Annotated in this window: 23 protein-coding genes and 1 pseudogene; 15 read left to right on the plus strand and 9 right to left on the minus strand. The window is 71.9% G+C overall.

The window, feature by feature from the left end:
- Positions 1 to 50 precede the first annotated feature (50 nt).
- The 3 genes from OG199_RS42450 to OG199_RS42460 all read right to left on the minus strand — a co-directional run bounded on the left by OG199_RS42450 (position 51) and on the right by OG199_RS42460 (position 7,222).
- Positions 51 to 1,016 (minus strand): ABC transporter ATP-binding protein, encoded by a 966-nt coding sequence (locus OG199_RS42450; protein WP_356797997.1) that lies wholly within the window; start codon positions 1,014 to 1,016, stop codon positions 51 to 53.
- Positions 1,017 to 1,179: 163 nt separating this feature from the next.
- Positions 1,180 to 3,939, minus strand: a complete 2,760-nt coding sequence (locus OG199_RS42455) for an FtsX-like permease family protein (protein WP_405834305.1) — start codon at positions 3,937 to 3,939, stop codon at positions 1,180 to 1,182.
- Between the two features lies 1 nt (position 3,940).
- Positions 3,941 to 7,222 carry an FtsX-like permease family protein gene (locus tag OG199_RS42460; RefSeq protein WP_405834307.1) on the minus strand — a complete coding sequence of 1,094 codons (3,282 nt, stop codon included), beginning with the start codon at positions 7,220 to 7,222 and terminating at the stop codon, positions 3,941 to 3,943.
- Positions 7,223 to 7,889: 667 nt separating this feature from the next.
- On the opposite strand from OG199_RS42460, the gene OG199_RS42465 reads away from it, so the two are divergent.
- Positions 7,890 to 9,236 (plus strand): hypothetical protein, encoded by a 1,347-nt coding sequence (locus OG199_RS42465; protein ID WP_405834309.1) that lies wholly within the window; start codon positions 7,890 to 7,892, stop codon positions 9,234 to 9,236.
- A 335-nt stretch (positions 9,237 to 9,571) separates the two neighbouring features.
- On the opposite strand, the gene OG199_RS42470 is transcribed toward OG199_RS42465, so the two are convergent.
- Together OG199_RS42470 and OG199_RS42475 are read right to left on the minus strand one after the other, a co-directional pair.
- Positions 9,572 to 11,542 (minus strand): potassium transporter Kup, encoded by a 1,971-nt coding sequence (locus OG199_RS42470; RefSeq protein WP_405834848.1) that lies wholly within the window; start codon positions 11,540 to 11,542, stop codon positions 9,572 to 9,574.
- Between the two features lie 351 nt (positions 11,543 to 11,893).
- Positions 11,894 to 12,001 (minus strand): annotated as a pseudogene (locus OG199_RS42475) (2-phosphosulfolactate phosphatase); the annotation flags it as partial.
- Positions 12,002 to 12,326: 325 nt separating this feature from the next.
- Between OG199_RS42475 and OG199_RS42480 the strand changes: the two are divergent.
- The 4 genes from OG199_RS42480 to OG199_RS42495 all read left to right on the plus strand — a co-directional run bounded on the left by OG199_RS42480 (position 12,327) and on the right by OG199_RS42495 (position 15,100).
- The gene (locus OG199_RS42480; protein WP_405834310.1) at positions 12,327 to 13,115 is read left to right on the plus strand and encodes an AAA family ATPase; all 789 of its coding nucleotides are present in this window, start codon (positions 12,327 to 12,329) and stop codon (positions 13,113 to 13,115) included.
- 164 nt (positions 13,116 to 13,279) lie between these two features.
- The gene (locus OG199_RS42485) at positions 13,280 to 13,702 is read left to right on the plus strand and encodes a hypothetical protein (RefSeq protein WP_405834312.1); all 423 of its coding nucleotides are present in this window, start codon (positions 13,280 to 13,282) and stop codon (positions 13,700 to 13,702) included.
- A gap of 441 nt (positions 13,703 to 14,143) precedes the next feature.
- Positions 14,144 to 14,497 carry a PadR family transcriptional regulator gene (locus OG199_RS42490; protein ID WP_097228118.1) on the plus strand — a complete coding sequence of 118 codons (354 nt, stop codon included), beginning with the start codon at positions 14,144 to 14,146 and terminating at the stop codon, positions 14,495 to 14,497.
- A gap of 39 nt (positions 14,498 to 14,536) precedes the next feature.
- Entirely contained in the window at positions 14,537 to 15,100 is a 564-nt protein-coding gene (locus OG199_RS42495; RefSeq protein WP_405834314.1) for an HAAS signaling domain-containing protein, read from the plus strand.
- A gap of 442 nt (positions 15,101 to 15,542) precedes the next feature.
- Here OG199_RS42495 and OG199_RS42500 read toward each other — a convergent pair whose 3' ends face one another.
- Positions 15,543 to 15,824: a hypothetical protein gene (locus OG199_RS42500; RefSeq protein ID WP_405834316.1), complete on the minus strand. Its 282-nt coding sequence runs from the start codon at positions 15,822 to 15,824 to the stop codon at positions 15,543 to 15,545.
- A 1,047-nt stretch (positions 15,825 to 16,871) separates the two neighbouring features.
- Between OG199_RS42500 and OG199_RS42505 the strand changes: the two genes are divergently transcribed.
- On the plus strand, positions 16,872 to 17,825 hold the full coding sequence (locus OG199_RS42505; protein ID WP_405834318.1) for a DUF5996 family protein: 954 nt from the start codon (positions 16,872 to 16,874) through the stop codon (positions 17,823 to 17,825).
- Between the two features lie 22 nt (positions 17,826 to 17,847).
- Positions 17,848 to 18,084, plus strand: coding sequence for a hypothetical protein (locus OG199_RS42510; RefSeq protein ID WP_405834320.1), 237 nt, complete (start codon positions 17,848 to 17,850; stop codon positions 18,082 to 18,084).
- A 198-nt stretch (positions 18,085 to 18,282) separates the two neighbouring features.
- Here OG199_RS42510 and OG199_RS42515 read toward each other — a convergent pair whose 3' ends face one another.
- The 3 genes from OG199_RS42515 to OG199_RS42525 all read right to left on the minus strand — a co-directional run bounded on the left by OG199_RS42515 (position 18,283) and on the right by OG199_RS42525 (position 20,215).
- Positions 18,283 to 18,972, minus strand: a complete 690-nt coding sequence (locus OG199_RS42515) for a DNA-3-methyladenine glycosylase family protein (RefSeq protein WP_405834322.1) — start codon at positions 18,970 to 18,972, stop codon at positions 18,283 to 18,285.
- A gap of 88 nt (positions 18,973 to 19,060) precedes the next feature.
- Positions 19,061 to 19,726, minus strand: coding sequence for an antibiotic biosynthesis monooxygenase (locus OG199_RS42520; protein WP_405834324.1), 666 nt, complete (start codon positions 19,724 to 19,726; stop codon positions 19,061 to 19,063).
- 93 nt (positions 19,727 to 19,819) lie between these two features.
- Positions 19,820 to 20,215 carry a Rid family hydrolase gene (locus tag OG199_RS42525; protein WP_356798022.1) on the minus strand — a complete coding sequence of 132 codons (396 nt, stop codon included), beginning with the start codon at positions 20,213 to 20,215 and terminating at the stop codon, positions 19,820 to 19,822.
- A gap of 313 nt (positions 20,216 to 20,528) precedes the next feature.
- Between OG199_RS42525 and OG199_RS42530 the strand changes: the two genes are divergently transcribed.
- The 8 genes from OG199_RS42530 (at position 20,529) to OG199_RS42565 (ending at position 25,859) form a co-directional block, all read left to right on the plus strand.
- Complete coding sequence (locus OG199_RS42530) at positions 20,529 to 21,035, plus strand: methylated-DNA--[protein]-cysteine S-methyltransferase (protein ID WP_405834326.1); 507 nt, start codon at positions 20,529 to 20,531, stop codon at positions 21,033 to 21,035.
- A 68-nt stretch (positions 21,036 to 21,103) separates the two neighbouring features.
- Entirely contained in the window at positions 21,104 to 21,835 is a 732-nt protein-coding gene (locus OG199_RS42535; RefSeq protein ID WP_405834328.1) for a 2OG-Fe(II) oxygenase, read from the plus strand.
- The gene (locus tag OG199_RS42540) at positions 21,832 to 22,134 is read left to right on the plus strand and encodes an Ada metal-binding domain-containing protein (protein ID WP_405834330.1); all 303 of its coding nucleotides are present in this window, start codon (positions 21,832 to 21,834) and stop codon (positions 22,132 to 22,134) included. The genes OG199_RS42535 and OG199_RS42540 overlap by 4 nt, the downstream gene beginning before the upstream one ends.
- Positions 22,131 to 22,697 (plus strand): hypothetical protein, encoded by a 567-nt coding sequence (locus tag OG199_RS42545; protein WP_405834332.1) that lies wholly within the window; start codon positions 22,131 to 22,133, stop codon positions 22,695 to 22,697. Before OG199_RS42540 ends, OG199_RS42545 begins: the two co-directional genes overlap by 4 nt.
- Positions 22,698 to 22,829: 132 nt before the next feature.
- A complete protein-coding gene (locus OG199_RS42550; protein ID WP_405834334.1) occupies positions 22,830 to 23,411 on the plus strand; it encodes a dihydrofolate reductase family protein in 582 nt (193 codons plus the stop codon).
- 289 nt (positions 23,412 to 23,700) lie between these two features.
- On the plus strand, positions 23,701 to 23,946 hold the full coding sequence (locus OG199_RS42555; protein WP_405834336.1) for a hypothetical protein: 246 nt from the start codon (positions 23,701 to 23,703) through the stop codon (positions 23,944 to 23,946).
- Positions 23,947 to 24,066: 120 nt separating this feature from the next.
- Positions 24,067 to 24,429, plus strand: coding sequence for a MarR family transcriptional regulator (locus tag OG199_RS42560; RefSeq protein WP_356798038.1), 363 nt, complete (start codon positions 24,067 to 24,069; stop codon positions 24,427 to 24,429).
- Positions 24,426 to 25,859 (plus strand): MFS transporter, encoded by a 1,434-nt coding sequence (locus tag OG199_RS42565; RefSeq protein ID WP_405834337.1) that lies wholly within the window; start codon positions 24,426 to 24,428, stop codon positions 25,857 to 25,859. The genes OG199_RS42560 and OG199_RS42565 overlap by 4 nt, the downstream gene beginning before the upstream one ends.

A 25,859-nucleotide genomic window follows, 5' to 3' on the forward strand; every position in this document is an offset into this window, starting at 1 on the left:
CTCACAGGGGTGGCGGCCCGCGCGCCTCCCGTCCGGTCACGGGCCGGCGATCAGCTGTGCCCGCTGTCGTCCGGCCACACGGTGATGTGGTCCTCCTCCAGATCGAGCGCCACCCGGTCGCGCATGCCCAGCGTCCTCGTGTACTCGGCGGGCAGCTGGAGGCGGCCGGCCCGGTCGAGCATCGCGTACTCGCGGGCCACCAGCGTCTCGTGGCCGGTGGTCTCGTCGACCTCGCTGCGGCGCAGGACCTCCGTGGAGGTGCGGCCGTCGCGGATGGCGACCGTGCGGCGGACCTCGGTGGCCACGGCGCGGTCATGGGTGACGATGACGATGGTGGTGCCCAACTCCTCGTTCGCCGTGCGGAAGGCGGCGAACGTCTGCTCGGCGGTGTGGGAGTCGAGCTCGCCGGTGGGTTCGTCGGCGAGCAGCACCGCCGGATCGCAGGCGAGGGCCACGGCGATCGCGACCCGCTGCTGCTGACCGCCGGACATCTCGTGCGGGCGGCGGTCCCGGCAGTCGGCGACCTGGAGCAACTCCATGAGTCCCAGGGCATGTTCGGTGCGGGCCCGGGAGCGGCGCCGCCCGCCCGCCAGCTGGAGGGGCAGGGCGACGTTCTGGGCCGCGGTGAGATACGGCAGCAGGTTACGGGCGGTCTGCTGCCAGATGAAGCCGACCACCTTGCGCCGGTAGTGCAGGCGGTCCTTCGCGGTCATGGCCAGCAGGTTGTGGCCGGCGACCTGGGCCGCCCCGGCGGTGGGGGTGTCCAGTCCGGCCAGGATGTTCATCAGGGTGGACTTGCCGCTGCCCGAGGCGCCTACCAGGGCCATGAGTTCGCCCTTGCGGACGAGCAGGTCGAGGCCCTGGAGGGCCTGCACCTCCACGCCGTCCGCGGAGAAGACACGGACCAGACGGTCGCAGGTGATGAGGGCGTCGTGGCCGAAGGCGGGCCGCGCGCGGGAGGCGGTCGCCTTGTCGGCCAGTTCGGCGAGGGTGGGATTCGTCGTCGTCGGCGTCATCGGGCTCCTTGGTCAACGGGGGACGCGGCCGGCCGGGTGCGCGCCGGGGCTGCCGCGTGCGGGCGAGGGCCGCCAAGGCGGGGGTCGGCAAGGCGGGGGCCGCCAGGATGGGCGCTGCCGGAGTGGGAGTCGAGGCCGCCGGGGACGGGGTGCGCCGCCCGTGTCACCTCGTGTCACCTGCTCTCAACTCCCGCACGGCTCCTCGCCGCCCCGCCCACCACGCCTGTACGCAGGCGATCCCCACCGTCACCGCCACCACGGCCAGCGCCGGCACCGTCAGCGACCAGGCGTCGGTGTGCAGCGGGGCCCGCTCCAGAGGAGCGACCGAGGGCGGCAGGGCCACTGCGATCAGGTCCATGCCGGGGGAGAGCAGACGGATCGCGGCCCAGCCGGTCAGGACGCCGCCCGCCGCCGCGAGCACGGCCTGCGGCAGGGACTCCAGGACGAGCAGGCGGCGGCCCTGCGGACGGGTGAGGCCCATGGTGCGCAGCCGTGCGAGCAGCGCGATGCGCTCGGGAGCCGCGCGCAGGAGTGACAGGAGCAGCGCGAGCACTGCGTAGCCGGCGCCCGCCGCCACCGCCGCCGTGTAGAGGTGCTCCACGCCGGCCTGGAGGGGGGAGTCGACGTACCGGGCCCGCTCGTCGGCGCGGAGGTGGACCGACACCGCGCTTCCGGCCGCTTCGCGCAAGGCACGGCCGTCCGCTTCCGGGCCCGTGATCAGCAGCGCGGTCGGCCTGGCCGCCGTGGCGCCGAGGCCGGCGCGGTCCACCACCAGGAAGTCGGTGCCCATCACGGCCGGAGTGATGTCCCGGACGGTGACGATGCGGACGGTGACCCTGCTGCCGTCCTCCATCCTGACGGGGAACGGAGCCGAGCCGTAGGTGTCCGCCACGCTCGGGGAGGCCACGGCGGGCAGCACGGCGCCGGCCCCCGGGCCGCCCCGGCCCTTCTCCAGCGCTTCTTCGGAGAAGGCACCGAGCCCCGTCCGCCGCGTCAGCTCCGCGTAGCCGCCGGGATCCACGCCCACCACCGGCACCGTCCGGCGCCCGTCGTTGGGCTTCGCCTGGTACGCGACGCTCACCGCCGCCACGTCCCGCACGCCGGAGACCCGGCGCACCCGGTCGGTCAACCCCGCGGGCAGCGGATCCGTCATCGACTCCAACCGGGCGTCGGCCCCGACGGCGAGGAGCGCCGAGTGGTCCCGGGCCTCGCCGATACCCGCCAGGACCGAGCCGCCGAACGAGGCCGTGGTCAGGGCGGTGAGCAGGGCGAGCAGCGGCAGCACCGCGGACGCGGAACTGCGGCCTGTCCGGGCCAGGGACAGATGGGTCACCACACCGCGCAGGCGCCCGGCCGGGCCGGCCACGCCCCGCAGGGGAAGGGGGTAGAGGCGCACCAGCAGCAGCGCGGCGATGACCCCCACCAGCACGGGCGCCGCCGAGATCAGCTGATCGCCGGACCCGCCGGACGTGCCCTGCCGGCGCAGGCTCACCACCGCGCCGGCGGCCACCGCCACCAGCGTCAGATCCGCGACCGTACGCCGCCGGGACGGTCGTACCGACGTCACGTCCTGCCGGAGCGCGGGGACGCGGACGAGTCGGTGGGCGGCCACCGCACGCAGGGGGAGGGCGGCGCAGGCGACGACCGTGACCGCGAGGGCGGCCAGTACGGCGGGCAGGACCCGGGCGCCGGGGAGAGCCCGCACCGCCACCGCCAGGCCGAGTGCCCCGGCCGGGACGGCGACCACCGCCGTCTCCGCGAACAGGCGGGCGGCGAGTCCCCGCAGCGAGGCGCCGCGGGCGCGCAGCAGGGCCAGTTCGGTGCGGCGCCGGTCGGCGGCCAGGCCGCCCGCCATCGCCAGGACGACGACGGCGACCGTACCGCTGCCGAACCCCGCGACCGAGATCAGCGCCAGGACGCCGGAGTGCAGACGGGAGTAGGAGGCGAGCACGTCGTCGAGCTCGGTGTAGGAGTCCGTGAGGGAGCCGGTGACCGTGCTCACCTGGTGGAGGCCGGGGCCCGACACCAGGGAGGCGAGAGAGGACTGGAGCGCGCCCAGGTCACGGGCGTGCAGGGTGTCCGGGGAGGGGGCCAGCCGCCAGTAGCGGTAGGGCCGTCCCTCGGTGCCCAGGAGAGCGGGGGCCGCTTCGGGCGGCAGCAGCACGGCGCCGACCCAGTACCGGGCCGAGTACGGGTCGGCGGGCTTCACCCGCGTCAGCACGGGCGTGCGCAGCAGGGGGTCCGTCGCCCAGTAGGCGCCGTCCCGGTCGCGCGGGGCGACGATGCCGGTGATCCGGACGACGAGCGCGCCGCGGCCCGCGCCGGGAACGTGCAGGACCGACCCCACCTTGACGTGCAGGGTCTTGGCGGTGTCCGTGCTGACCGCCGCCTCCACCTCGGGCGTGGCTGTGGTGACCGTGCCGGACACGCGGGGCAGACGGCCCTCGCTCAGCCGGGAGTGGCCGGCCAGGCCCGCCTGCGCGACGAGGGCGACCTTGGCGGGCAGCGCGTCCGGCCGGGGCAGCCAGCGGTCGGGCACCTGCTGGTTGACGGAAGTGGCCACGCCGTACGACGACTGGCCGAGGTCGGGGACGAAGGGGTGCCGGACCGTGCCGAGGATGCCGTCGTACTGGCTCTTCACGGTGGCGGGGCGCAGCGTCTGCTCACGCCGGCCCTGCGGCAGGTCCGACAGGGGCGCCGGGGCGTACAGCTGGACGACGCTCCGGGATGGAGGCACCTGTTCGACGGAGTGGCGCAGGCCCGCGTCCTCGTACCGCTCCAGCGCGCGCGGGAACGCGGCGGCCAGGCAGGCGGTCACCGCCACCAGCAGCGCGAGGGCGATCGCGGCACCGGGGGCCGACCGCAGACGGGTGCGGACCCAGGGAGCCGCGGCACTCTCCACACGCCTGAACGGGATCACCATGTCACTCCCCCTCCCGCAGCACCCGCACCGGATCGGCCTGACGCACCGCCAGCAGCACCACGACGACGACCGGGACGGCGGCCACGGCCACCAGCAGCATGGCCACCCGCAACGGCGGCACCTCCACCAGCAGATCCGGCACCGGGCGGGTGGCCTCGCCGGTCAGGACGATGAGCGGCAGCACCGCACGGGTCAGGGCGACGCCCAGGCCCGTGCCCACGGCCAGCGCCAGCGCGACCAGCACGCCGTGCTCGGCGGCGACGGCACGGGCCAGCCGGCGCCGGGGGGCGCCCAGGGCACGCAGGATCGCGAACTCGGCGTTCCGCTCCCGCAGCGCCCCGGCGGCGCTCACCGCGAACCCGAGCGCGGCCAGCACCGCCGCCGCCCCGGCCGCCGCGGTGAACGCGGCCTGCGGGGCGGCCCCGAACGGGTCGTCACGCAGCTCGGCGGCGATCTCGTCGCGCACGACGATCTGCCCGGGATCGAGATCGGGCCGGGCGCGCAGAGCGGTGGCGATGCCCGCGCTGTCCGAGGGCGAGTCCGGCCGCAGCCACCACTCGGTGGGCGCGAGGGCGGCCCCGTAACGCGTCTGGAGGAACCGGTTCACGGCGTGCAGATCGACGAGCACGGCGCCGCCGTCGCCCTCTCCCTCACCGCCCTGGGCCGTCGGCAACTGCCGTACCGCGCCCACGATCCGCACGGGCACGCTCTGCCCCTCGAAGGTGAGGTCCATCGTCTGACCGGGGCGGGCGCCGCCGGAGGCGAGGAAACGGTCGGTGGCCAGGGCCGCCACCGCGGTGGTCCGGGGCTGTGTCACCTGCATACGCAGCGCCAGGGACGGGGTGAGCCAGGACTGGTCGGACGGGACGTAGCCCGTGCCGTACACCAGGGTGGGGTGCGCGGCGGCGCGCACGCGTGGGCGGGCCGGGGCGGTCCTGGCGTCGGCCGGTCCCTCACCGTAGGTGTCGGAGGCCGTGGTCCAGGACGCCGGCAGGGGTATTCGCCGGGCCGGCCCGGTGGCGGTCGCCGCGGTCAGGGCGTCGAGGGTCAGGGTGTGCCGTTCGGCGTGGAGGGCCGGCATGGGCAGCATGAGCTGTACCCCGGTGAGCGTCAACGGTCCATGCCCGCGCGGCAGTTCGATGGACAGCGGGTGCGGGCGACCGTCGGCGGGGAGGGAGCCGGACGGCAACGAGTAGGGGACGCCGTGATCGTCCTCCAGGGTCTGGGTCACGGTCGCCGCGCTCTTCGTGCCCCGCACCGAACTGTGCAGACTCGCCGTCAGTGTCAGCCGGGTCGCCCCCGCGGGCACGCGCGCGCCCGCCGACGCACCGGACGCACCCAGCTTCGCCAGCAGCTGCTCCGCCGGGACCGGCGCCAGGTCGGGGCGCAGCAGGACGGTGTCCGCCGCGTGCGCGGTGTCCAGGGCCAGCACCGTCGCCGTGCGGTCCCCCGACAGCGGCAGGGTCGTCCGCACGGCGGGGACGGCCTCGCGCACACGGGGCACGGCCGCGTAGTCCTGAGTGCTGCCCAGTTCACCGGGACCGTTGCCCAGGACCCGGACGGGCGCGCCCGCCGCGAAGTCGGCCTGATCGTCCTGCGAGCGTTCCCAGGAGGAGCCCTGGCCGATCGCCAGTACGCCGAGCGCGACGGCCAGCACGAGCAGGAGTACGGGACCGGCGCCGCGCCCCGGACGGCGGCTGAGCTGCCAGCCGGCCAGCGCTCCCGCCAGTCCCCGCCCGCTCGTCGTCCGGCGTTCGACGAGCCGGGCGGCCGCCGGCAGCAGACGCAGCGTCAGGACCGCACCGGCCAGCAGCGCGAGGGCGGGCGCCGCGACCAGCAGCGGGTCGACGCCCCAGGCGCCGGTCATGTCCGCGCTCACGGCGCCCGACGTGCGGCTGTGCAGCTGCCAGTAGGCGACCCCGGCCACCGCCACCAGCCCCAGGTCCGCCCCGGCCCGCAGCGGAGCGGACAGCGCGCGGGCGCGCACGGTGCGGAATCCGCTCGACGCGACCGCCGGGACCGTCACCGCGAGCGCGCACCCCAGCGCCACACCGGCCGCTGTCAGCCACACCCCCGGCCGTCCGCCGGCCGGCACCTCCAGGTCCAGGCCGAGCCGGGCCAGCGCCCCCCGCTCGGCCAGCAGCCGGACCAGCGGGCCGGCCAGCAGCGGGGCGATCAGCAGCGCGGGCCCCGCCAGCAGCAGCGCCTCCCGGGCGGCGAGGCCCGCGAGGGCGGCGCGGGAGGCACCGCGGGCGCGCAGCAGCCGGGTCTCGCCGGTGCGTTCGGCAGCGAGCAGCCTGGCCACGAGCAGCAGCGCGCAGGCCGCGAGCAGGGCGAGCTGGAGGGCGACGATCAGGAGAGTGGAGCGGGAGACGAGCAGCGAACGCTCGACCCGGTCGAGGACCGCGGGCAGAGCGGTGCTCGCGGTCGCCCGGCCGGCCGTACCGCCCTTGCTGCCGTCCCCGGTGGGCAGCTTGAGCAGGGCGGCCGGCCCGGTGCGCGCGGAGGCACGCAGGGCGTCGATGCGGCCGGCGGTGAGGCGGGCGAAGTCGGCGGTGGCGAGCCACGCCGACGACCCGTCGCTCACCCGGCCGCCGGTGACCACGGAGGGCGCCGTCAGCAGGGGGCCGTACGTGGTGAAGGCGGACGTCCGCACACCCCGACCGCCCAGTTCGTCCAGCAGCCAGTAGGGGGAGGCGGGTTCGGCGGGCCGGTACACGCCGGTGACGAGGATCCGCACCGGCGGCCCGTCGAGCCGGTCGGTGACGGTGAAGCGGGCGCCCGGCGCCAGCCGCAGTCGCCGCGCGGCGGTCTCGGGCAACGCCACCTCGACGTCCGGCGTGCCCGCGCGGGGCAGGCGCCCCTCGCTGAGCCGCACCTGCGTGGGGTCGAGTGCCGCGAAGTGCGTGAGGTCGGGATCGTCGCCCGCCCGGGTGGCCGCGGCCCGGATGGTCGCGGGCAGGGCGTACGGGCCGGAGCGCACCAGCGTCCGCACGGTCACCGGCAGCCCGTCGAAGGTACGGCGCGCTCCCTCGCGAACTTCGGCGTCGGCGGCCCGCCGGCGATCGGCCGTCACCTCGGCCTTGACGACCAGCGCGGCATCGGCGGCGTTGCGCGGCTCCGCCAGCGAATGGCGCAGGGCCGCGTCGCCGATCGCGCTCGAGTACGCGGCCAGCGCCGCCAGCACCGACGTGGCCAGCAGCACGGTGACGAGCGCGGCGGCGACCAGCGTGCGATGCGCCCGCGCCCTCGCCAGCACGAGCACGGCACGCCCCGAACGCACCCTGGAACTCCCCCCGTACGTCGCCACCCGGCTTCCCCCGAACCTCCGTCGTCACCGCTGCCGCCCCTCCGGTGATCTTGTCAGACCGGACGCGGTGGGGTAAGCGGTGGTGAAGCGGCCTTGACCGGATCGTGACGGCCTCCACGCGGGCAAACCGACTTCAGCCGTCACTCCAGCCGGAAGCCGTTGCGGACGGTGTCGACCCCGATGCCGAGGGTGTTGTGCGCGGGGGACAGGAGTGCGCGTGGACGCCCGGAATTTCTCCTGTTCCGTTCACGCGTTCTCTGTCTATGGTGAGCGCTGCGTGCGGTGGATCTCGACCAGCCCGGACACACGCGTCTGTCATTCGGCGACCGGGGGAACACCGTCGCCCACGGGGAGGGGTTGCTTCGCCATGCCGCCGTGCCGGCTGTCCGCGCAGGCTGGTCCAGCCCACGCCATGGGCACCGGCCTACCGGTCCAGGGCCGCTGTTCTTCCGTTGCCTTCGACCGGGCCCGCCCTCTTTGAGCGAAGAAAGTGATGCTCTGTCGCGCCCCAGACAAGGGAGCCCGACAGGCACCCGGACACACGGTGTGGACGGCTGACATTCCAATCCGCGGGTGGGCCCGTTCCGGCAACAGGACGGGGCCCACCCGCCGACGTATTTCGAAGGCAGGGCAACCCACCATGGCGAGACAGCGTGAGCAGTACGGCATTCTCTACGAGGGCGACTTCGGCCTCAGCGCACTCGCCGAAATGCTGTCCGTGACGACCGGATCCCCCGACGAGGCACACGCACTGCGTCTCGCGTCCGAGGTCGCCGCTGCCACCGAGGGCGAGGGCGCGGTCGAGCTGGGCGTCGACGTGCGCTGTCTCCTGGACTCTCCGTTGCCGGACGACATCATCCGCACGGCGTGGCTCGCCGCCGCGCACGGGCGCTTCGATCCGGCGGCGTGCGAGTCGGGTGTCCGAGGCTGGCTGCGCCGGCTCGCCGACCGCTGGCCGCAACCCGAGCGCAGGCACGCCCCCGGACACTGGTACGCCCGGCCGAACATCAACGAGGAGGACCTACGTACGGCCGTCGTCGCGGAGATCCGCGCATCGGCAGTCCAGGTCGGCCGATGCGTTGCCGACAGTGGCCACCTCGCACTGCCGTCCGGCGCGGTCGTCGAGTCGTTGGAGGCCGTCGCCCGGCAAGGCGACGGCGACCTCGGACTCCGGCTGTTCCTGCGCGTGTTGAAGGGGCACGACGTACCGGTCGGCAAGGAACAGTACGACCGTCTCATGGCCTTGGACGCCGCTCTCGGCTTTCCCGGACCGCTGGTGTACGACGGCCTGAACGTGCTGTGGCCCCCCATCGACACGGCGCGCCGCGACGCCTCGGGCGACTTCGGGCTCTCCGCGCTCACCTCGTGGTTCGAAGGAGACTGGCAGGAGAGCACCGCACACGAACGGGTCCGGCGGGCCGTGGCCGCCGACGACAGTGCGCAGACGCCGGGCTCGGCTGCGGCACTGCTGCTCGCGGACGTACGCCGCCTGCTCGACTCTTCTCTGCGTACCGAGACGATCAAGGTGCTGTGGTTGTCCGCCACGGGCCGGGGCTACAACATCGACCACCGCGGTATCGACGCGCGGGACTGGCTCCGGCTGATCGGAGGCACGTGCGAGGAGCGTCTGACGCGGATCGCCCCCCAGTACCGGCATGCCGAACCGCCAGACCGGAACGACCTGTCGAACGACCTCCGGAGCGCTGTGCTGCGGGCCGTCCGGGAGGCCGCACCGCTCCTGAAGGGCGCGGTCATCAGCCCGCACTGGGAGCCGATTCCGGGCGTGAGCGCGCTGGCCGCCGTCGAGGAGGTCGTCACCGACGTTGATGCCGACCTCGGATTCCGGCTCTTGCTGCGGTTGCTCGACGTGGTGTCCCCGTCCCTCACCCAGGAGCAGTACAGCCACTGCCGGGCACTCGGCACGCGGTTCGGCTACGGCGAGGACCACGTCACCGAGAAACTGGAACACCTCGTTCGGCAAGACTGACCACCGGGCGACGGAGGCGGCCACGACGCGCCCCACCCCATCCCGGGCAGATGCGTCAGCTGTGCCGCCAGGCCGACGGGGCGCCTCCTCCAGCATCGTGAACCTCTGCACCGGACCCGGGGGTGGATCCGGGGGTGCGCGACATCCCGTGAGGTCTCCTGGGGCTCACTGAGTCTCCGGTCTCGTGGCCGGAGCGTTCTTCCTCAAGTGGTGACGCCCGGTCCCCCCATGGCCGCCACCACGTCAACGCCCGGCGCACGAAAATCCGTTGACGCCGGCGGTGCGGGCCCACCGCACGGTGACCTCCTGATACGCCGAGCCGTGCGAGCTCCCTCTCACACCTCGACGTGCGAGCCCATGATGACCGTGCGGTCGCGGGGAAGGCCGAAGTACTCGGCGGCATCGGCCGAGATGTAGGAGGTGGCGATGAACAGCCGCTTGCGCCAGGGCGCCATCGTCGGGGCCTTCCCGCGCCGGAGCTCGATCTTCGACAGAAAGTAGGACACCTGGTCGAGTTGCAGCGGCCCTTCGGTTTCGGCCGGGTCGAGCAGAGCCAGCGTGGCGGGCACGTCCGGTGTCTCCATGTAGCCGAACCGGGCGGTGACGTGGATGATCCCGTCGTCGGCATACCCGAGGTCGTCGATGACGATCCGCTGGTCGGCCGGGACGCGGGGCACGGGCTCGGTCCCGATGGACAGGATCACGACATGCTCGTGCCGTACGTGGTTGTGCTCGACGTTGGCTCGCATGGCCAGGGGCGCGGTCTCCTTGCCCCGGTTCAGGAAGACGGCCGTGCCGGGCGCCCGGAGCGTCTCCATCCGCTCTGCGCGGAGGTGGTCGATGAACTCGGGCAGCGGGCCTTCCTGGCGTGCTCGTTCCGCGGTGACGAGTTCGCGGCCCCGTTGCCAGGTCGTCATCACCGTGAACGCGGTGAGGGCGATCAGCAGCGGCAGCCACGCTCCGTGGACGATCTTGGTCATGTTGGCCGCCATGAACAGCAGGTCCACGGAGAGCAGCACGCCGGCGCCGATGGCGAGCAGCCACCGGGGCGTACCCCACTTGGCGCGGGCGACATAGAAGAAGAGCAGGGTGGTGATGGTGATGGTGCCGGTGACCGCCATGCCGAACGCGTAGGCCAGCGCCGCGGAGCTGCGGAAGGCGAAGACCAGGGTGAGTACCGAGACCATCAGGAGCCAGTTGATCCAGGGGACGTAGATCTGGCCGATGGTGGATTCGGAGGTGTGCGCGATGCGCAGCCTCGGCAGGTAGCCGAGCTGGGCCGCCTGGGAGGCGACCGAGTACGCGCCGGTGATCACTGCCTGGGAGGCGATCACGGTCGCCGCCGTCGCCAGGACGACCATCGGCCAGCGGCCCCAGTCGGGCACGAGCAGGAAGAACGGACTGCTGATGTTGTCCGGATCGTCGAGGATCAGCGCGCCCTGACCCATGTAGCTCAGGACACAGGCGGGCAGCACGAGGAACATCCAGCCTCGGGTGATCGCCCGGCGGCCGAAGTGCCCCATGTCCGCGTAGAGCGCCTCGGCGCCGGTGACCGCGAGCACGATCGCGGCCAGCGCGAAGAAGGCCGTGCCCCAATGCCCGAACAGGAAGCCCAGCGCGTACGTCGGTGACAGTGCCTTGAGGATGTCCGGGTGGTCGGCGATGCCGGCGACGCCGCACGCGGCGATCGCGACGAACCAGACGATCATGACCGGCCCGAACACCCGGCCCACCGCGGCGGTTCCCCGGCGCTGCACCAGGAACAGCACGATGATGATCACCGCGGTGACGGGGACGACCGCGCTGCCCAGCGACGGCTCGACGACCTTGAGCCCTTCGACCGCGGAGAGCACCGAGATCGCCGGGGTGATCATGCTGTCACCGAAGAACAGCGAGGCACCGAAGATGCCCAGCGCGGCGAGTACGACGGCGGCCTGCCGCCCCCGTTGCGAACTCCATCGCCGCAGCTGGGTGATCAGCGCCATGATGCCGCCCTCGCCGTCGTTGTCGGCGCGCATCGCCAGCAGCACGTAGGTGACCGTGACGATGACCATCACCGACCAGAACACCAGGGAGACCACCCCGTACACATTGCCCGTGGTGACCGGTACGGGGTGCGGGTCGCTCGGGTTGAACACCGTCTGGAGGGTGTAGATCGGGCTGGTGCCGATATCGCCGAAGACCACGCCGAGAGCACCGATGACCACCGCGAGGCGCACCGAGTCGTGCGCGCTCGCCGGACGCACCTCCGGTGCCCGCGACGCGGATCCGTCATCCGACGCGGTTCCCTGCTGGCGGTCGGCCATGGTGCTCCTCCTCGGTGCCGGCCGCTGGCCGCGGACTCGGGGCATCGGGGCGGACGATACCGATCCCATGGCGTGACCGTCGGCAAGGGCGCCGCCCTGTCTCCCTCGGTGTCCCCGACCCGGTCTTCGACAGGAGCATGTTCGACAGGAGCAGGGAGGTCGCCACGGCAGCGGCCGCCGTCGACGCCGTGCACACCACGGCGTGGTCCCTGGGGGCGGTGCCGACGGGGAGAGCGCCGGACCTCGCCGGCGATCACGCCGACGCCCCGTCGGTCGGCGACGGCAGGACGTACGGACGCACGGACGCACGGACGCACGGACGGCACGCACGGCACGCACGGCACGCACGGGGACCACGAGCGTGTCCTCCACGGTCGCCACCATGGCCAAGGGGAACCGGTCGAGCTCAAGACAGAGCGCGACGTCATCAGGATGGCCCCCTTGGCGTACACCCTCCGCGGCTCGGGGCGGCACGGGACCATCCCCGCGCGAGCGATGTCGGTGCAGACCGACGTCGTGTCGGCGTAGGCCTCCTGCTCGGGCCGGAAGGCGTTGCGGCTCGGGTCAGTGGACTTCCCCTACCGAAACCGCGGAACTCAGTGGGCGCGGTCTCGCTGGGGATCACCTACCCCCGATCCGTCGGCGAGGGCCTGTAGCGTGGCGTGGCAACGCAGCCATTCGCCTTGCAGCCAGGATGTTCGGGAGTCCGCGTGGCCAACGACGAACTTTCGCCGCCGAACAGGCGTCAGACCAGGGCCCCGCACGCGAGCGTGGTGGGTGCCTCATGACGTCCGCAGAGGGCAGGTTCATCCTGCAGATCCGGCTGGCCCCTGGCGCCGACGAAGGCCGGTACCCCTTCAGCCTTCCCGCTGTGAGGCAACTCGCCTGTTCAGGCGCACTCACCCTGCCGCCGGGGGTCACGTTCCTGGTGGGGGAGAACGGCGCAGGAAAATCGACGCTGATCGAGGCGATCGCGGTGGCGGCAGGGTTCAATCCGGAGGGCGGTAGCCGCAACTTCCGGTTCGCCACTCGGGCCACCGAGTCCGAGCTGGGCAACCACCTGATCCTGGCCTGGGGGATCCGGAAGCCTCGCACCGACTTCTTCCTGCGGGCGGAGTCCTACTACAACGTGGCCAGCGAGATCGAAAGGCTCGACGCAGCCGGAGGACGGCCACTGATGCCGGCCTACGGCGGGGTCTCTCCGCATGAGCGCTCCCACGGAGAGTCGTTTCTCGATCTGGCCACCCACCGTTTCGGGCCCTCGGGGCTGTACCTGCTGGACGAGCCGGAGGCCGCCCTCTCCGTCCAGAGCTGCCTCGCCCTCCTGGCCCGCATGCACGAACTCGCTGCACAGGGCTGCCAGTTCCTCGTGGCCACCCACTCACCGGTACTCCTCGCCCTCCCCGGCGCGACCATCATGGAGATCTCCGACGAAGGCGGACTGGAGCGGGTCGAATTCGATCAGGCCCTCCCCGTGCGTCTGACACGCGAGTTCCTCGGAGCACCGGGCCGGTTCCTGAAGAATCTTCTGGGGACCGGCGAGACCAACGGTGTGCAGGGCAGTTGGCACTGATCACGTGCAGAACGTCGCGTAGTGCGGCCCGGTGGTACCGCCGCCCCCAGGTGGTCCAGGGCGAGGGTCGGTGAGGGCTTCGAGCGTGCCGGGACCGGAGGTGAGGATGGGATGATCCTGTTCCCTCCGGTGGGCCTGGTGACGCCACGTGTACCGGATCGCCGGTGACCGACGAGGAAGACGAAGGATCGATGACGCTGAACGTGGGCCAACGGGTGCGGCTGGCGGCGGATCTCCGGTTGGCCGGGTCGGTGACCCCAGCCGGGGAGCCTCCGGAGGAGACGGGCGCCTTCGCCGCCTCTCTGGCCCTGGCGCAGGGCATCGAGGGCACCGTCGAGCGTGTGGACGAGCATCACCGGCAGCAGAGCCACGAGGTCCGTGAGTACCTGCGTCTCAAGTCGCTCCTCGACGACTTCGGCCACCAGATGCCGTCGGCGAGCGGAAAACAACTCGAAGAACAGGTAGGGGCCCTGGAAGAGCACTGGGTCGCCTACCAGCGACGGATGCTCCGCGTCACGGTCCGGGTCCGGCTCGACAACGGATTCGTCCTCGACGACGCTCCCGAGGAGGCTTTCACCTCCGCCTGACGAGGCGCCGGGGCGCTCGCTCTTCGCGTGGTGGCCTGTCAGCCGGGCGGCACACCGGGTCGAGGAATGCCAGCCGCACCAGGTTCCTCTGTTTTTCCGGGATCCGGCTGAAGTCGGTGATCAGGCCCCCGCGGTCACCGGGCTCACCGACTTCTTCGGCCTGTACTTGTCCGCCTGACACACCCGGACACGGCGGTGCCGTGCCACAGCGGACGATTCCTTGCGCACTGTCCGGTGCTCCTTATTGGTCGGGGTCAGCCCTCGACACCATCGACGAAGCGCACCCGCTGGCGATTCCGCGCACGGACAGTCTCGACCCGCACCACATCCCCAACCCGGGTCGTGGCGCAACTGCGCACGTCCACCGGCACCCGGGGCGGTACCGGGCCGGGTGCCGGTCCGGTCTGGACGTACACGGCCGTGCCGCCTACCATGCATTGCATGGTACCTGATGAGGCAAGCAAGGGTGGCTCAGGGAAGGCGGAAAGTCAGCTCCGCAAAGGAGTGCTGGAGTACTGCGTCCTGGGGCTTCTGCGAGGTGGCGCGCGCTACGGCGTAGAGCTGCTGGAGGTACTGGGCACGGTGAACGTGATGACCACCAGCCAGGGGACGATCTATCCCTTGCTGGCCCGGTTGCGCCGTGACGGCCTGGTGGACACCACCTGGCAGGAGTCCCCGAGCGGGCCGCCGCGCCGCTACTACGTGCTGACCCCTCAGGGAGAGGCGGCGCTGGAGGAGTTCACCGAGATCTGGCCGTACTTCCGCGATGCCGTGGACCGCTTCATCAGCGATTGAACGACCCAACTCCGCACTGCCTTTACCTGGAGGTTCACTATGAAGACCATCGAGCACCCGCTTGCGGTGGCCTACTTGGAGACGGTGGCACGCGAGGCCGCAGCCCTGGGCCCGGAGCGCCGCGACGAACTTCTCGCCGATCTGACGGAGCACCTCGCGGTGGCGTTCGCCGAGCAGCCGGCCCGCGATGAGGCAGAGGTGAAGGCGGTCCTGGACCGCCTCGGCGACCCTCGCGTCATCGTGGCCACCGCCCGCGAAGGCGAGACCGTCGCCCTGCCGGTCGGCAAGTGGCACAGCCTCGCCCCGTTGATCCTGCTGCCTGTGGCCGGACTCCTCGGGGGCTTCAGCCTCGTCCTGGGCGGCATCGCCATGATCGCGGGCGTCGTGCTGCTGTGGGCAGCACCTCAATGGAGCCGGCGGGACAAGGCCATCGGCACCGTGGCCGCGCTCCCGGTCCCGGTAGCGCTTGTCGGCATAGCGTTCACCTCGACGGCGACGGGCCCGCTTGACTCAGGGCTCCTTGCTCTCGTCGTTCCCAGCGTGCTGATCCCGGCGGCCGCATCGGTGTACCTCTTCCGGGTAGGACGCCGCATGCCGTCATGATGGCGACTGGCCTGCTCTGGCAGCCTCGCCGACCAGCTACCTCCGGGAGGCCGGACGGTACCGGCGGCCTGGAACCGGAAACCGGTCCGTCGCACGGGGCCGGGAACATCCGTACGCCTGCCGTGGTTGGAGAGATCGTGGTGGTGAAGGGGACAGTGTCCCCGGGCCTCACCTCTGGCCCATGAGGACGATCGTTCGGCTGAAGCCTCATGGAGCCGTTCGCCGCGGAGGCGACCGCCCTTCACGACCACGCGCATCGACAGCCCCGGCCGGGACCGACACCGGCCGGGGCTGCTTGTGTGTCGATCACGCGGGCGCCACGGTGTGCGGGATGCCGCGGCCGGGCTGGCAGGGTGGGGCTGCGCGCGGCGCTCTGCGGAGGCGCGTGGTCGGGTCGCGCGGGACTGTCCACCGGAACCGACGCGCCCGGCGGTTGTTTCTTCTACGGCCTGGCGGGAGGGAGGACGTCGTTCATTCCGCCACCGTCGCCGGTCGTGTTCGCGGTTTTCCTGTCCTTGACGAAGGTGTACAGGGGCTTGCCGTCATAGGCCCACTGCATGGTGCCGTCGTTCCGTGTGATGTGGGTCCACTTCTTCATCGGCTCGTCGTGGTGTGGTTCGGCAGGGAGCGGCGGCCATCGCACGGTCTCGCCGGTGTGGAGACTCCTGCTGTCGTGGTGTCTGTCGAACGTGTAGAGGGTCATCCCGCCATGGTCGACCGACATGCGGTCCCTCTCCACTGCGATGCGAAGCCGTCCTGCTGTCTGTGTCCTGTCGAGCGGGTCGACGGATGAACCGGGTGCGCCCCGCTTGCCGCCGGACGCCTTCGTCGAACTCCTGCGGTGCGGCTCCCGGGTGTTCCGGCTCGGGGGTGGCGGAGAGCACCCGGTGACGGCCTCCCAGCAGGCCATCTCGTGCGGACGAGGGCACGCGGAAGCCGTTGAGGACGAGCGGTCGGAAGCTCCTCGGCTCTGACTGCGTGCCGGGGCCGCGGACTGCCGCACAAGCCGCGGCCCGGTGCCGTCCAGGTGATTTGCGGGGCGAGGTCGCCTCTGCCGCCAGACGGGTGCTGTGCGCCCGTCACGGAGAAGGTCGGCCCGGAAACGTGCGGTGTGTGCTCTGTTCGGGGGTGGCTGGGCTGGGTTGCTGAACTGGAGAGACCTTCGACCCCGACAGACCGAATGCTCTTCCGGGGTGTGGATGTGTTCGGGCTCCCGGCTCGAGCGGTCGCCCGACGAGTCGGTGAATTCACCTCCATCGAGGAAGACCCCGACGACGCTGGTTCATTCATCGCCCAAGACTTGCTGCTGAGCTTCTGGCGCCCGTTCGCAGCCGACGATGAACCAGAAGAAGAGCAGGGCTACTGCCTCAGCTCAGTCCTGGTGGCACAGCCTGGCTACTACGACGCCTCTGCTCAGGCTGCGGAGCGACTCCAGCAGAGCCCGGGCCGTTGACGAAGGTGCGGAGGCGAGGCAGGTCGTCGCGCGGACTGCCTTGATCCACCGCGGGAGGTGGTCACCCGAGAGCTGGGTGAGCACGTTCTCGAACACGCGAACGTGCCCGGTGAGGGCGTCCCAGACGATCTCGCGGGACGTATGACCGACCCAGCAGGTCGGATGCTCGGCGCCACCGAGCGGGCAGGACCCTGACCTGCGTGTGAAAATTGGGTACTGGATCGCACTTCCGTGTCCGAGGCCTCGCCACATGGGGGAGCGGGCGCGGTACGTGACGTCTCCTCCCGCTGATCCGCTCGACACGTTGGGAGGCTCTCCGTGAGCGAACGTCTCAATGCGTGGCCGACGCTGGACTATCAGGACCTGGCACCCATGGTCGACTACCTGAACCGGGTGGTACAGGTCGCAGGCAAGTACACCCTCGACGAGCCCTTCGAAGCCGGCTGGGGCAACACCGTCCTCGATGTCACCCCCCGGGGGCTCAGAACGCCAACCCTTCGGCAGCGAGGCGTGACCTTCACGGTGCACTACAACCTGCTCGACGCCGACGTGATCATCGAGGCCGACAGTGGCTCGCGGACGGTGCCATTGTCCAAGGGATCACTCGCCATGTTCTACGCGTCCTTCTGCGACGCTGCGGAGGAGCTCGGCATACACCCACCCCGCAGCTCGTTGATCTGCGAGATTCCGGATGCCCCGCCGCGCTTCGAGAACGATCACGTCGAACGCACCTGGGACAGCCACGCGGCCCGACTGATCTGGACAGCGCTCAACCTCGCCGCTGACGGGCTCGAGGCGTGGCAGGCCCCCTTCCTGGGACACCGCCCCCGGGTCGGTGTGATGTGGGGCGGCTTCGACCTGTCCGCCACGCGTTACCGGGCGCAGCCCACCGTGCCGACGCCCCACCAGCCGCCGTTCATGCAGAATGCCCAGCTCGACGCGTACGTGTCGGTGGGATTCTCCTTCGGGGACGCCATGGCGCCGAACGTCGGCATGTACGCGTACATCTGGCCCCAGCCGGACGGTCTCGGGGGCCGGTCCTGGGGTGTTGAGGGCGCCGCCTGGCATCCCGACGCCGGTCTGGTTCGTCTGCCGTGGGCCAAGCTCAGGGAGGCAGCGGACCCGCACCAGGCCATTGTGGCGTTCGGTGACGCCGTCTACGATGCCGCCGTCGAGACGGCAGGATGGCCGTCCGACCTCGTCGGACCCCGCGTCGAGGGTTGGTACATGAGCAGGACACCGCCCGAGCTCGCCCAGCACCAGCACGGCTGACTCAGGCCGGGATCGGTCCTGCATGGTGCCGTTGTCGGACCGCAAGACCCTGCCGGCGGAGACGCGCATCAACCCGAACGACGGCTTGGTGCGGTTCAGGAACGCGATGATGAGCGAGGTCCTTCTGCGTGTCGATGACGACCCGGTCGCTGCCGTGGCAGCCCTGCTGGACAAGGCCGACGCCGAGCTCGACGAGTTCTTCCGTGCCTTCATGCACTGGGCACGTGAGCGGCTCGCCCGGCGTGCGGCCGACGCGTAGGAACGGGGGAGGAGACTACGACGAGACCACGCAGCATCGTCCCCTCGTCCGATCACCGGTCCTGCGCGTCACCGGCCGGCTCGGTGAACCGTATGAAGAGGCGCCGCCCGTCACGCGGACCACCCTCGGGACCCGAAGTCCGCAAGCGGATCCTTGTCGAGCCGGTGGGCGCCAACTGGCGGTCCGTGGCTGGGCACTTCAGGAAGGCCGGGTCCCGGTCGGTCCGCCGAGATGGTACAGGGCACGTTCCTTGGGGTCGGAGAGTTCGCCTACCGGTTTGAGGGAGCGCCACAGGAGGGCGGAGGCGTAGCTGCGGTACGGCGACCACGTGGCGCCTCTGGTGCGCACCTCGCCGACCGTGGGGAGGTGACCGAGGCGCCACTGGTGCTGGACGGACTGCCGCAGGCCCACGTCGTCCGCCGGTAGGACGTCAGGGCGATGGAGCTGCCGCATCAGGAAGGCCTGTGCTGTCCACTGGCCGATGCCGCGGACCGAGGTGAGTGCGTCGACCACCGCTCGGTCGTCCACGCCGGCGAGGGCGTCGAGGTCGAGGGTCCCGTGCGTCTGGGCGCCGGCGAGCGCCACCGCGCACTCCGCCTTGGTGTTGCTCAACCCCATGGAGCGCAGCCGGGAGACACCGAGGCCCTGTACGAATTCGGGGGTGGGGATCCCGTCCGCGGCGGCGGCGATCCGGTCGAACAGGGTGAATCCGGCCAGTGCCGAGATCCTCTGGCCGGTGATGTGCAGCAGCAGCGCGGCGAACAGGCTCTTCCCGGTCCGCCCTCCGTCGTGCCATACGAAGGGGTCCTGCGGGCCGTACGTTGCGATCAGGCGGGCGAAGGCGGGCTCGCGCGCGGCGAGGGCCTTGTGGGGGTCGGGCTCTTCCATAGCGTGGGGCGTTCCGATCGGGGGCTGGCCGGCCCCCGCCGTGGGGCGGCGGGGGCCGGCGGGGTCGCGGCGGCCGGTGCGGTGACGGCTACTCGACGTCGGGGTAGTACTGCGGTGCCTCATCCCGGTCGCGCATGCTGTAGTCGCGGACCACCCGGACACGTCGGCTGCGGGCGCCGTCCGGGATGGGGGCCGTCTGCTGGTAGGCCTCTGCCGCGTCGTGGTCCCGCCAGGTGGAGACGAGGATGACGTCGCCCGGCGTGAGGACGGCGTCGAAGACGTCCCATCCCAGGAGCCCGGGGGCGTCGCGCACCAGGCCGAGCCGCTCGGCGAGGCCGCGTGGGTCGGCGTCCTCGCGTTCCCCGGAGGGGAGTTCGGCGCTGACCATGAGCACTGTGGTCCCCTCGCCGGTCTCGGTCTCGTCGAGTCGCTGCTCTGGCAGAGTCTGCCCCGGGGACAGGCCCGAGTCCGCGGTCAGTTGCCCGACCCGCAGGTGGTAGTCGGACAGGACTCCGGCGCGGCCCGCCTCCTGCACGCCGTGGTGGCGGGCCCGGGTCCGCCAGCGCACGAGCGCCTTCTCGTTGTCCCAGTTCGACAGGGACAGGATCCAGCCGTTGCGGGTGAGGCTGCCGTAGCGGATGTTGTCGACGAAGCCGTCGATTCCCCCGAGTTCGGGCTTGAGCATCTTGGCGTAGCCGAGGTAGTCGTCCCACCGGCCGGAGCCGGGGCGGACCTCGAAGAGTACGGAGAACATCGTGTGCGGCTCCTTTCCAACAGGGCCTGTGCGTCAGGCCGTTCCGTCGAGAGGGCGCGGGGTGTCGGGGCGCCCCGCAGTCCCGGGCGGCCTTCAGCAGGCGGCGACGCAGTCGACCTCGACGTCGAAGGGTCCCGGCCAGGCGGGCACGGCGGTGAGGATGCGGGCCGGCGGCGGACCGGTGAAGTAGCGGGCGTACACGGAGTTGACCGTCGCGAAGTCCTCGACCGACGTGCAGTACACGTGGCACTTGAGCACGTTGTCCAGGGAGGAACCGGCGGTCTCCAGGCAGAGCTTCAGCTGTTCCATCACGAGTTCCGTCTGGCGTTCCACCGTGGCCCCGGCGGCGATCTCGCCGGTCTGCGGGTCGAAGGGCGGGAACCCCGAGACGTACAGCGTGTCGCCGTGCCTCGTGACGGCGGAGGTCGGAGCCTTCCACCGTTCGAGGTACGACGAGAGGGGCTCGACGCGGATGACTTCCCTCGTCATGGCGGCACTACCTTTCCGGGTCGGGGGTGTCCTGGCTCCGGCAGCTCGGCCGTCGCTTCGGCCAGTCCTACAGTGCACCGCCTCGGGCGGTGGGCACGCTGGTCGGCGGGCGTGTCGTCGGCTCGGGTCGCGGGTTCCAGGCGCCGGTCGGCTGCCGCGTTCCAGAAGTAGCAGACCGGGCACAGCCCGCCCCGCGGCCACCGGAAGTCCCGCACGAAAGCAGTGTCCGAATCCCGCCGGACACGACCGCGGCGACGCTGCAAAGTAGAGGGCGGAACACCGAAGGGCGACGCTTCGAAAGGACACCGGACCGATGACTGCCTACACGAAGATCGACAGCCCTCTGGGCGAACTGCTGCTGGTGGGAGAGGAGTCCGCCACGGCAAAGGGCGGCACCGCACTCGTCTCGTTGTCGGTGCCCGGGCAGAGGGGAGCAGCCACCATCAAGGAGGGCTGGACCCATGAGCCGGAGGCGTTCGCCGAGATCGCCGCCCAGCTGCGCTCCTACTTCGAGGGAAGCCTGGCACGCTTCGACCTCGAGTACGTGGCGAGCGGCTCGGACTTCCAGCAGCGGGTATGGAGGTCCGTGGACGCCGTCCCCTACGGGGCCACGACCACCTACGGCCGCATCGCCGACGAGGTGGGCGCCCCCAGGAAGGCCGTGCAGGCCGTCGGTGCGGCCATCGGCGCGAACCCGCTGCTGGTGGTACGACCCTGCCACCGCGTGGTCGGCGCCGACGGCGCGCTCACCGGCTACGCCGGAGGACTGGAGCGCAAGCGGCAGCTCCTGGACGCCGAGCGCGTGCACCGGGCCGCCTGAGACGCCGTCGCCCCGGCCGACTCCGTTCCGGGCCGGAGCAGCACCACCACCGATCCAAGGACTCCACCATGACCGAGACCACCCTGCTCACGGCGCCGGTCGCGCACCGGGTCGCAGAGGCTGACTGGACCGCCCTGGCCGACGAGCTGAACGAGCACGGGAACGCCCTGACCGGGCAGATCCTCACCGCGGCCGAGTGTCGGCGGATCGCCGACCTGTACGACGAGGCCCCCCGGTTCCGCACCACCGTCGACATGGCCCGCCACCGTTTCGGCTCCGGCGAGTACCGCTACTTCACCCACGACCTGCCCGACATCATCGCGGAGCTCCGCCAGGCGTTCTACCCCCGGCTGCTGCCCGTGGCCAGGGACTGGGCCGCGAAACTCGGCAAGCCGGCGCCCTGGCCCGACAGCCTGGAGAAGTGGCTCGCGATGTGCCACGAGGCCGGCCAGGCAAAGTCCGCGCAGATTCTGCTGCGTTACGGCCCAGGCGACTGGAACGCCCTGCACCGCGACGTGTTCGGGGAGATGGTCTTCCCGCTCCAGGTCGTCGTCGGACTCGACGCGCCCGGCACCGACTTCACCGGCGGCGAGTTCCTGATGACCGAGCAGCGGCCCCGCGCCCAGTCCCGCGGCTCGGCGACGACCCTCCCGCAGGGACACGGCCTCGTCTTCACCACACGTGACCGCCCGGTGGCCACGAAGCGGGGCTGGTCCAACGGGCCGATGCGGCACGGTGTGAGCACCGTCCGCTCCGGCAGCCGGCACACCCTCGGCCTCGTCTTCCACGACGCGGCATGACCACAGGCGGCCACGCCCGAGGCGGATCACCGCGGACCTACACCCTGATCGGCCCGGACGGGCGGCCCTACCGGAGCCCGACGCCGGGCACGCTCGCCGGGAACCGGCGGAGCCGCCTGTACGGGCGCCTGGACTGCAGGGCCGCGCTACGGGCCGTCGCCTGCGGCCGCTATACCGAGCACCGGGTGTTCTTCGCCGACGAGGACGCCGCGTCGAAGGCCGGGTACCGGCCGTGCGCCGTGTGCATGCCCGCCGAGTACGCCCGCTGGAAAGCGAACAGAGAAGGCACCATGCCATGAGCCCACCCGCCGACCCGTCGGAGAACCCCTTGTCGCCGCTGGCCAGCGCCGACGACGTCACCACCTACGCGCGCGACCTGCCCGCGCCCCAGCCGCACACCGAAGCCGAACTCGAAGCCCTCCTCGGGCTCCTGGCGATGAAACCGCAGCCCCGGACGGTCGCCATCGGTCACAGCCGCGACGGCCCCTCCTCTGCGGCGGCCGAGGCCTTCGCCTCCGCGTGGCAGGCGCGCGGGGGACAGGTGCTCGCGGTGGTGAACTGGCCTGAGACCGCAGCTTCGTGGCTGCGCCCGGCCACCCGGCTGACCGCCGGGGGACCCGACGCCTGGGTCATCGCCGCCGGCGTCCTCGGCTTCGCACAGCTCGCACGGCGCCTGCGCCACTCCACCGACTTCGACCCGGCCCGCGCGTTCGCCTTCGCCACCCTCAGCGACTCGCGCCTCACCGCGCTCACCGGCCCCGCCGCCCTCCACGGCCTGCGCGGCGCCAGCGCCGACGGCGGCACCTGGGACGTGCGCCGCGGCTGGATCACCTCGTACCCGCGGACCGGGGAGCGCGTTTGAGCCCGCGTGCGGACCGTTGTGCGGTCGAGGTCTCAGAGGGCGCCGTCACGGGAGGTCGTCGTCGACTTGGTCCTTACAGGAGCGACCCTCACGACACGCTAATTTGGGGCACCCAAAGCAGAGGAGAGCCCCGTGGGCAAGGTGGTCATGTACGGCTCGGTGTCGGTGGACGGCTTCGTCGCGGACGAGAATGACCAGCCCGGACCGCTGTTCGACTGGTTGTCCAGCGGTGACGTCCCGTTGGACGAGAGCGGCGAGCTGAAGGTGTCGCAGACGTCCTACGACCACACCCGGCCGTACTGGGACCAGATCGGAGTCACGATCGTCGGCCGCCACGTCTTCGACCTGACGGACGGCTGGGACGGGAAGCCTCCGGGCGGGATCGACCACGTCGTCGTCGTGTCGCACCGGCCGATGCCCGACGGCTGGGCCCCCGAGGCGCCGTTTCACTTCGTCGACGGCGTCGATGCAGCCGTGGCCAAGGCGCGGGAGCTTGCGGGCGACCGCGTGGTCGAGGTCGCCGCCGGCGACGTCGGTGGTCAGGTGCTTGCCGCGGGCCTGATCGACGAGGTGCGCATGGACGTCGTACCCGTCGTGTTCGGGTCTGGCAAGCGCTACTTCGGGTCGGTCCACGCGCAGCACCTGTTGGAGGATCCTGACGTGGTGATTCAGGCCGACCGGGTGCTTCACCTGCGCTATGGGGTGCGCCGTTGACCGACGACGCGGCCAACCCCGCCCACCCACGCCGACCTCGAAGACGCCGTCGGACGCCTCCCCGCCGATCCATAGGGCACCGCTGACCTGGGCGGACTCAAACGTGTGTACCTGGTTGCACGAGCCCTACGGATACCCCGACGCCGATCGCGGGACCACGAGCCGCACCTGCTGGAAGAGGGGCTGGTCAAGCAGCTGGTCGATGTGCGGGTCGAGCGTGATGAGCTGGTGGTGGCCGGGCGGGTCGTGCAGCGGATCAGCGAGCAGGGCTTCGGGGACTACCTCGCTCGTGCCGCCCGCGCCGGAGGTCCAGGCGGGCGGCCGGTCGGTGCTGCTGATCCCGGCCCGCGCCGCCGGTATCGATCCCGACGTGCTGCCGCAGGACTGTCAGCGGCTGGTGGCCATCGTGCGGGAGGCGGCCGGGCCGGTCACGGTCCGGGCCGTCGGCGAGGTGTTCGGACTGCCGGTCGAGGGGCAAGCTGGGGCCGCTGCGGGCGAAGCTGCACGGGCTGGCCGCCATTTACATAAGCTATGAATATAAAAATGCTATGCTTCGGGCATGAGTCGTCAAGACGCCGCTCCTGGCGCGTCCGCCGCCATCGGGGCAGCCCTCTACGGCCTGGCCACCAGGGCCGCGAGACGTCTGCCCCGGGACATGAGCCTGACGTCCGCCGCCACCCTGGCCACCCTGGACCGGACCGGCCCGCGGCGCATCACCGATCTGGCCGCGGTCGAGGGCGTCACCCAGCCCGCGATGACCACCCTGGTCCGGGTGATGGAGGAGTCCGGCCTGGTCGAGCGGCGGGGCGACGCGTCCGACAAGCGGGTCACGCTGGTGTGCCTGACCGAGGCCGGCGCCTCCTATGTCCGGACGCGGCGCCAGGCGGGCGTCCAGGCGTTCGAGCGCTTGACCGGCGAGCTCACCGGCGACGAGGTCGAGGCGCTGGTGGCGGCCCTTCCGGCGTTGAAGCATCTGGCAGAGCTCGAAAGCCAGGACCGCGAAGGGCCGAAGCAGTGACCGGGCAGCCGGTCGGCGGGGTCGCGGGGAAGGCGTTCCCGGTGGCGCGTTCCGAGGCGCGGCTGCTGGTCCCCGCCCTGATGTTCATCGCTCTGGTCGTGGCGGCGGTCGCCAGCCTTGGTACGCCGCTCATCACCAGCGTGGCGACCTCGTTCCACGTCTCGCTCGGCAGCGCGCAGTGGACGCTGACCGTCGCGCTGCTCAGCGGCGCCGTCGCCACGCCGGTCCTGGGCCGGCTCGGAGCCGGCCCGCACCGGCGGGCCACGATCCTCGCCACGCTGGCGGTCGTCGTCGCCGGCAGCGCGCTCACCGTGCTGCCGCTGCCGTTCGCGTGGCTGCTGGCCGGCAGGGCGGCCCAGGGCGTCGGGCTCGGGCTGACGGCACTGATGATGGGCGTGGCCCGGGACCACCTTCCCGAGGAGCGCAGCGCGGCTGTGATCGCCCTGATCTCGGTGGTCTCGATCATCGGGGCCGGCGTCGGCTACCCGCTGGCCGCACTGCTCGCCGAGCTCGGCGGGGTACGGGCCGCCTACGGCCTCGGCCTGGTCGTCACCGCCGTCGCCCTCCTGGCCGCGTGGCGCTCCATGCCCGAAGCCCCCGAAGGCCGCTCCGCCCACGTGGACGTGGCAGGCGGGTTCGTCCTGGCCGCTGCGCTGCTCCTGGTGCTGTTCCTCGCCGGCGAACGGAATCTGTGGAGCCGGCACCTCGCCGTGGCGGCAGGCCTCGCCGTCGTCGCGGTGGTGCTGCTCTGCGTCTGGGCCGTCATCGAGCTGCGCAGCACGACGCCCCTGGTCGATGTGCGGGCGGTGCGGCACCCGGCGGTCGCCGGGGCGAACCTCGCCATGTTCGTCGGCGGGATCGGCATGTACCTCCTGCTCACGCTCATCACCCGGTACGCGCAGACGCCGCACGGCGCCGGCTACGGCTTCGGGCTGACGACCTTCGTCGCCGGGCTGGTCCTCATCCCGTTCTCGGTGCTGGGGTTCGTCGCCGGCAAGCTCACGCCGCGGGTCCGGACGCGGATCGCCGACCCCTTGCTCCTGGCCGGCAGCGCCGTCGTGGTCGGCGGCGGGTTCGCCCTGTTCGCGGCGGCGAGGTCGGACCTGGTCGAACTGTTCGCGGCGATGGGCGTGCTCGGCTTCGGCGTCGGCGGCTTCTCGGCCGCGATGCCCGGCGTCATCCTGGCCGTCACCCCCAGGAGCCAGACGTCGAGCGCCATGAGCTTCAACTACGTCGTCCGCAGCGTCGGGTACTCCCTGGGCAGTGCCATCGGCGGCCTGATCCTCGCCGCGGGCACTCGCCCCGGCCACCTCTTCCCCGACGACAGCGCCTACACCACCGCGGCGCTGGCCGGCATCGGCGCCATGGCGATCACGACGCTGACAAGCCTCGCTCTCGCCCGCCGACGCTCGTCCGAGACCACCCCGTAA

Origin of the sequence: Streptomyces sp. NBC_01176, from assembly GCF_045039825.1 — a bacterium.
In the GTDB taxonomy this organism is placed as follows: domain Bacteria; phylum Actinomycetota; class Actinomycetes; order Streptomycetales; family Streptomycetaceae; genus Streptomyces.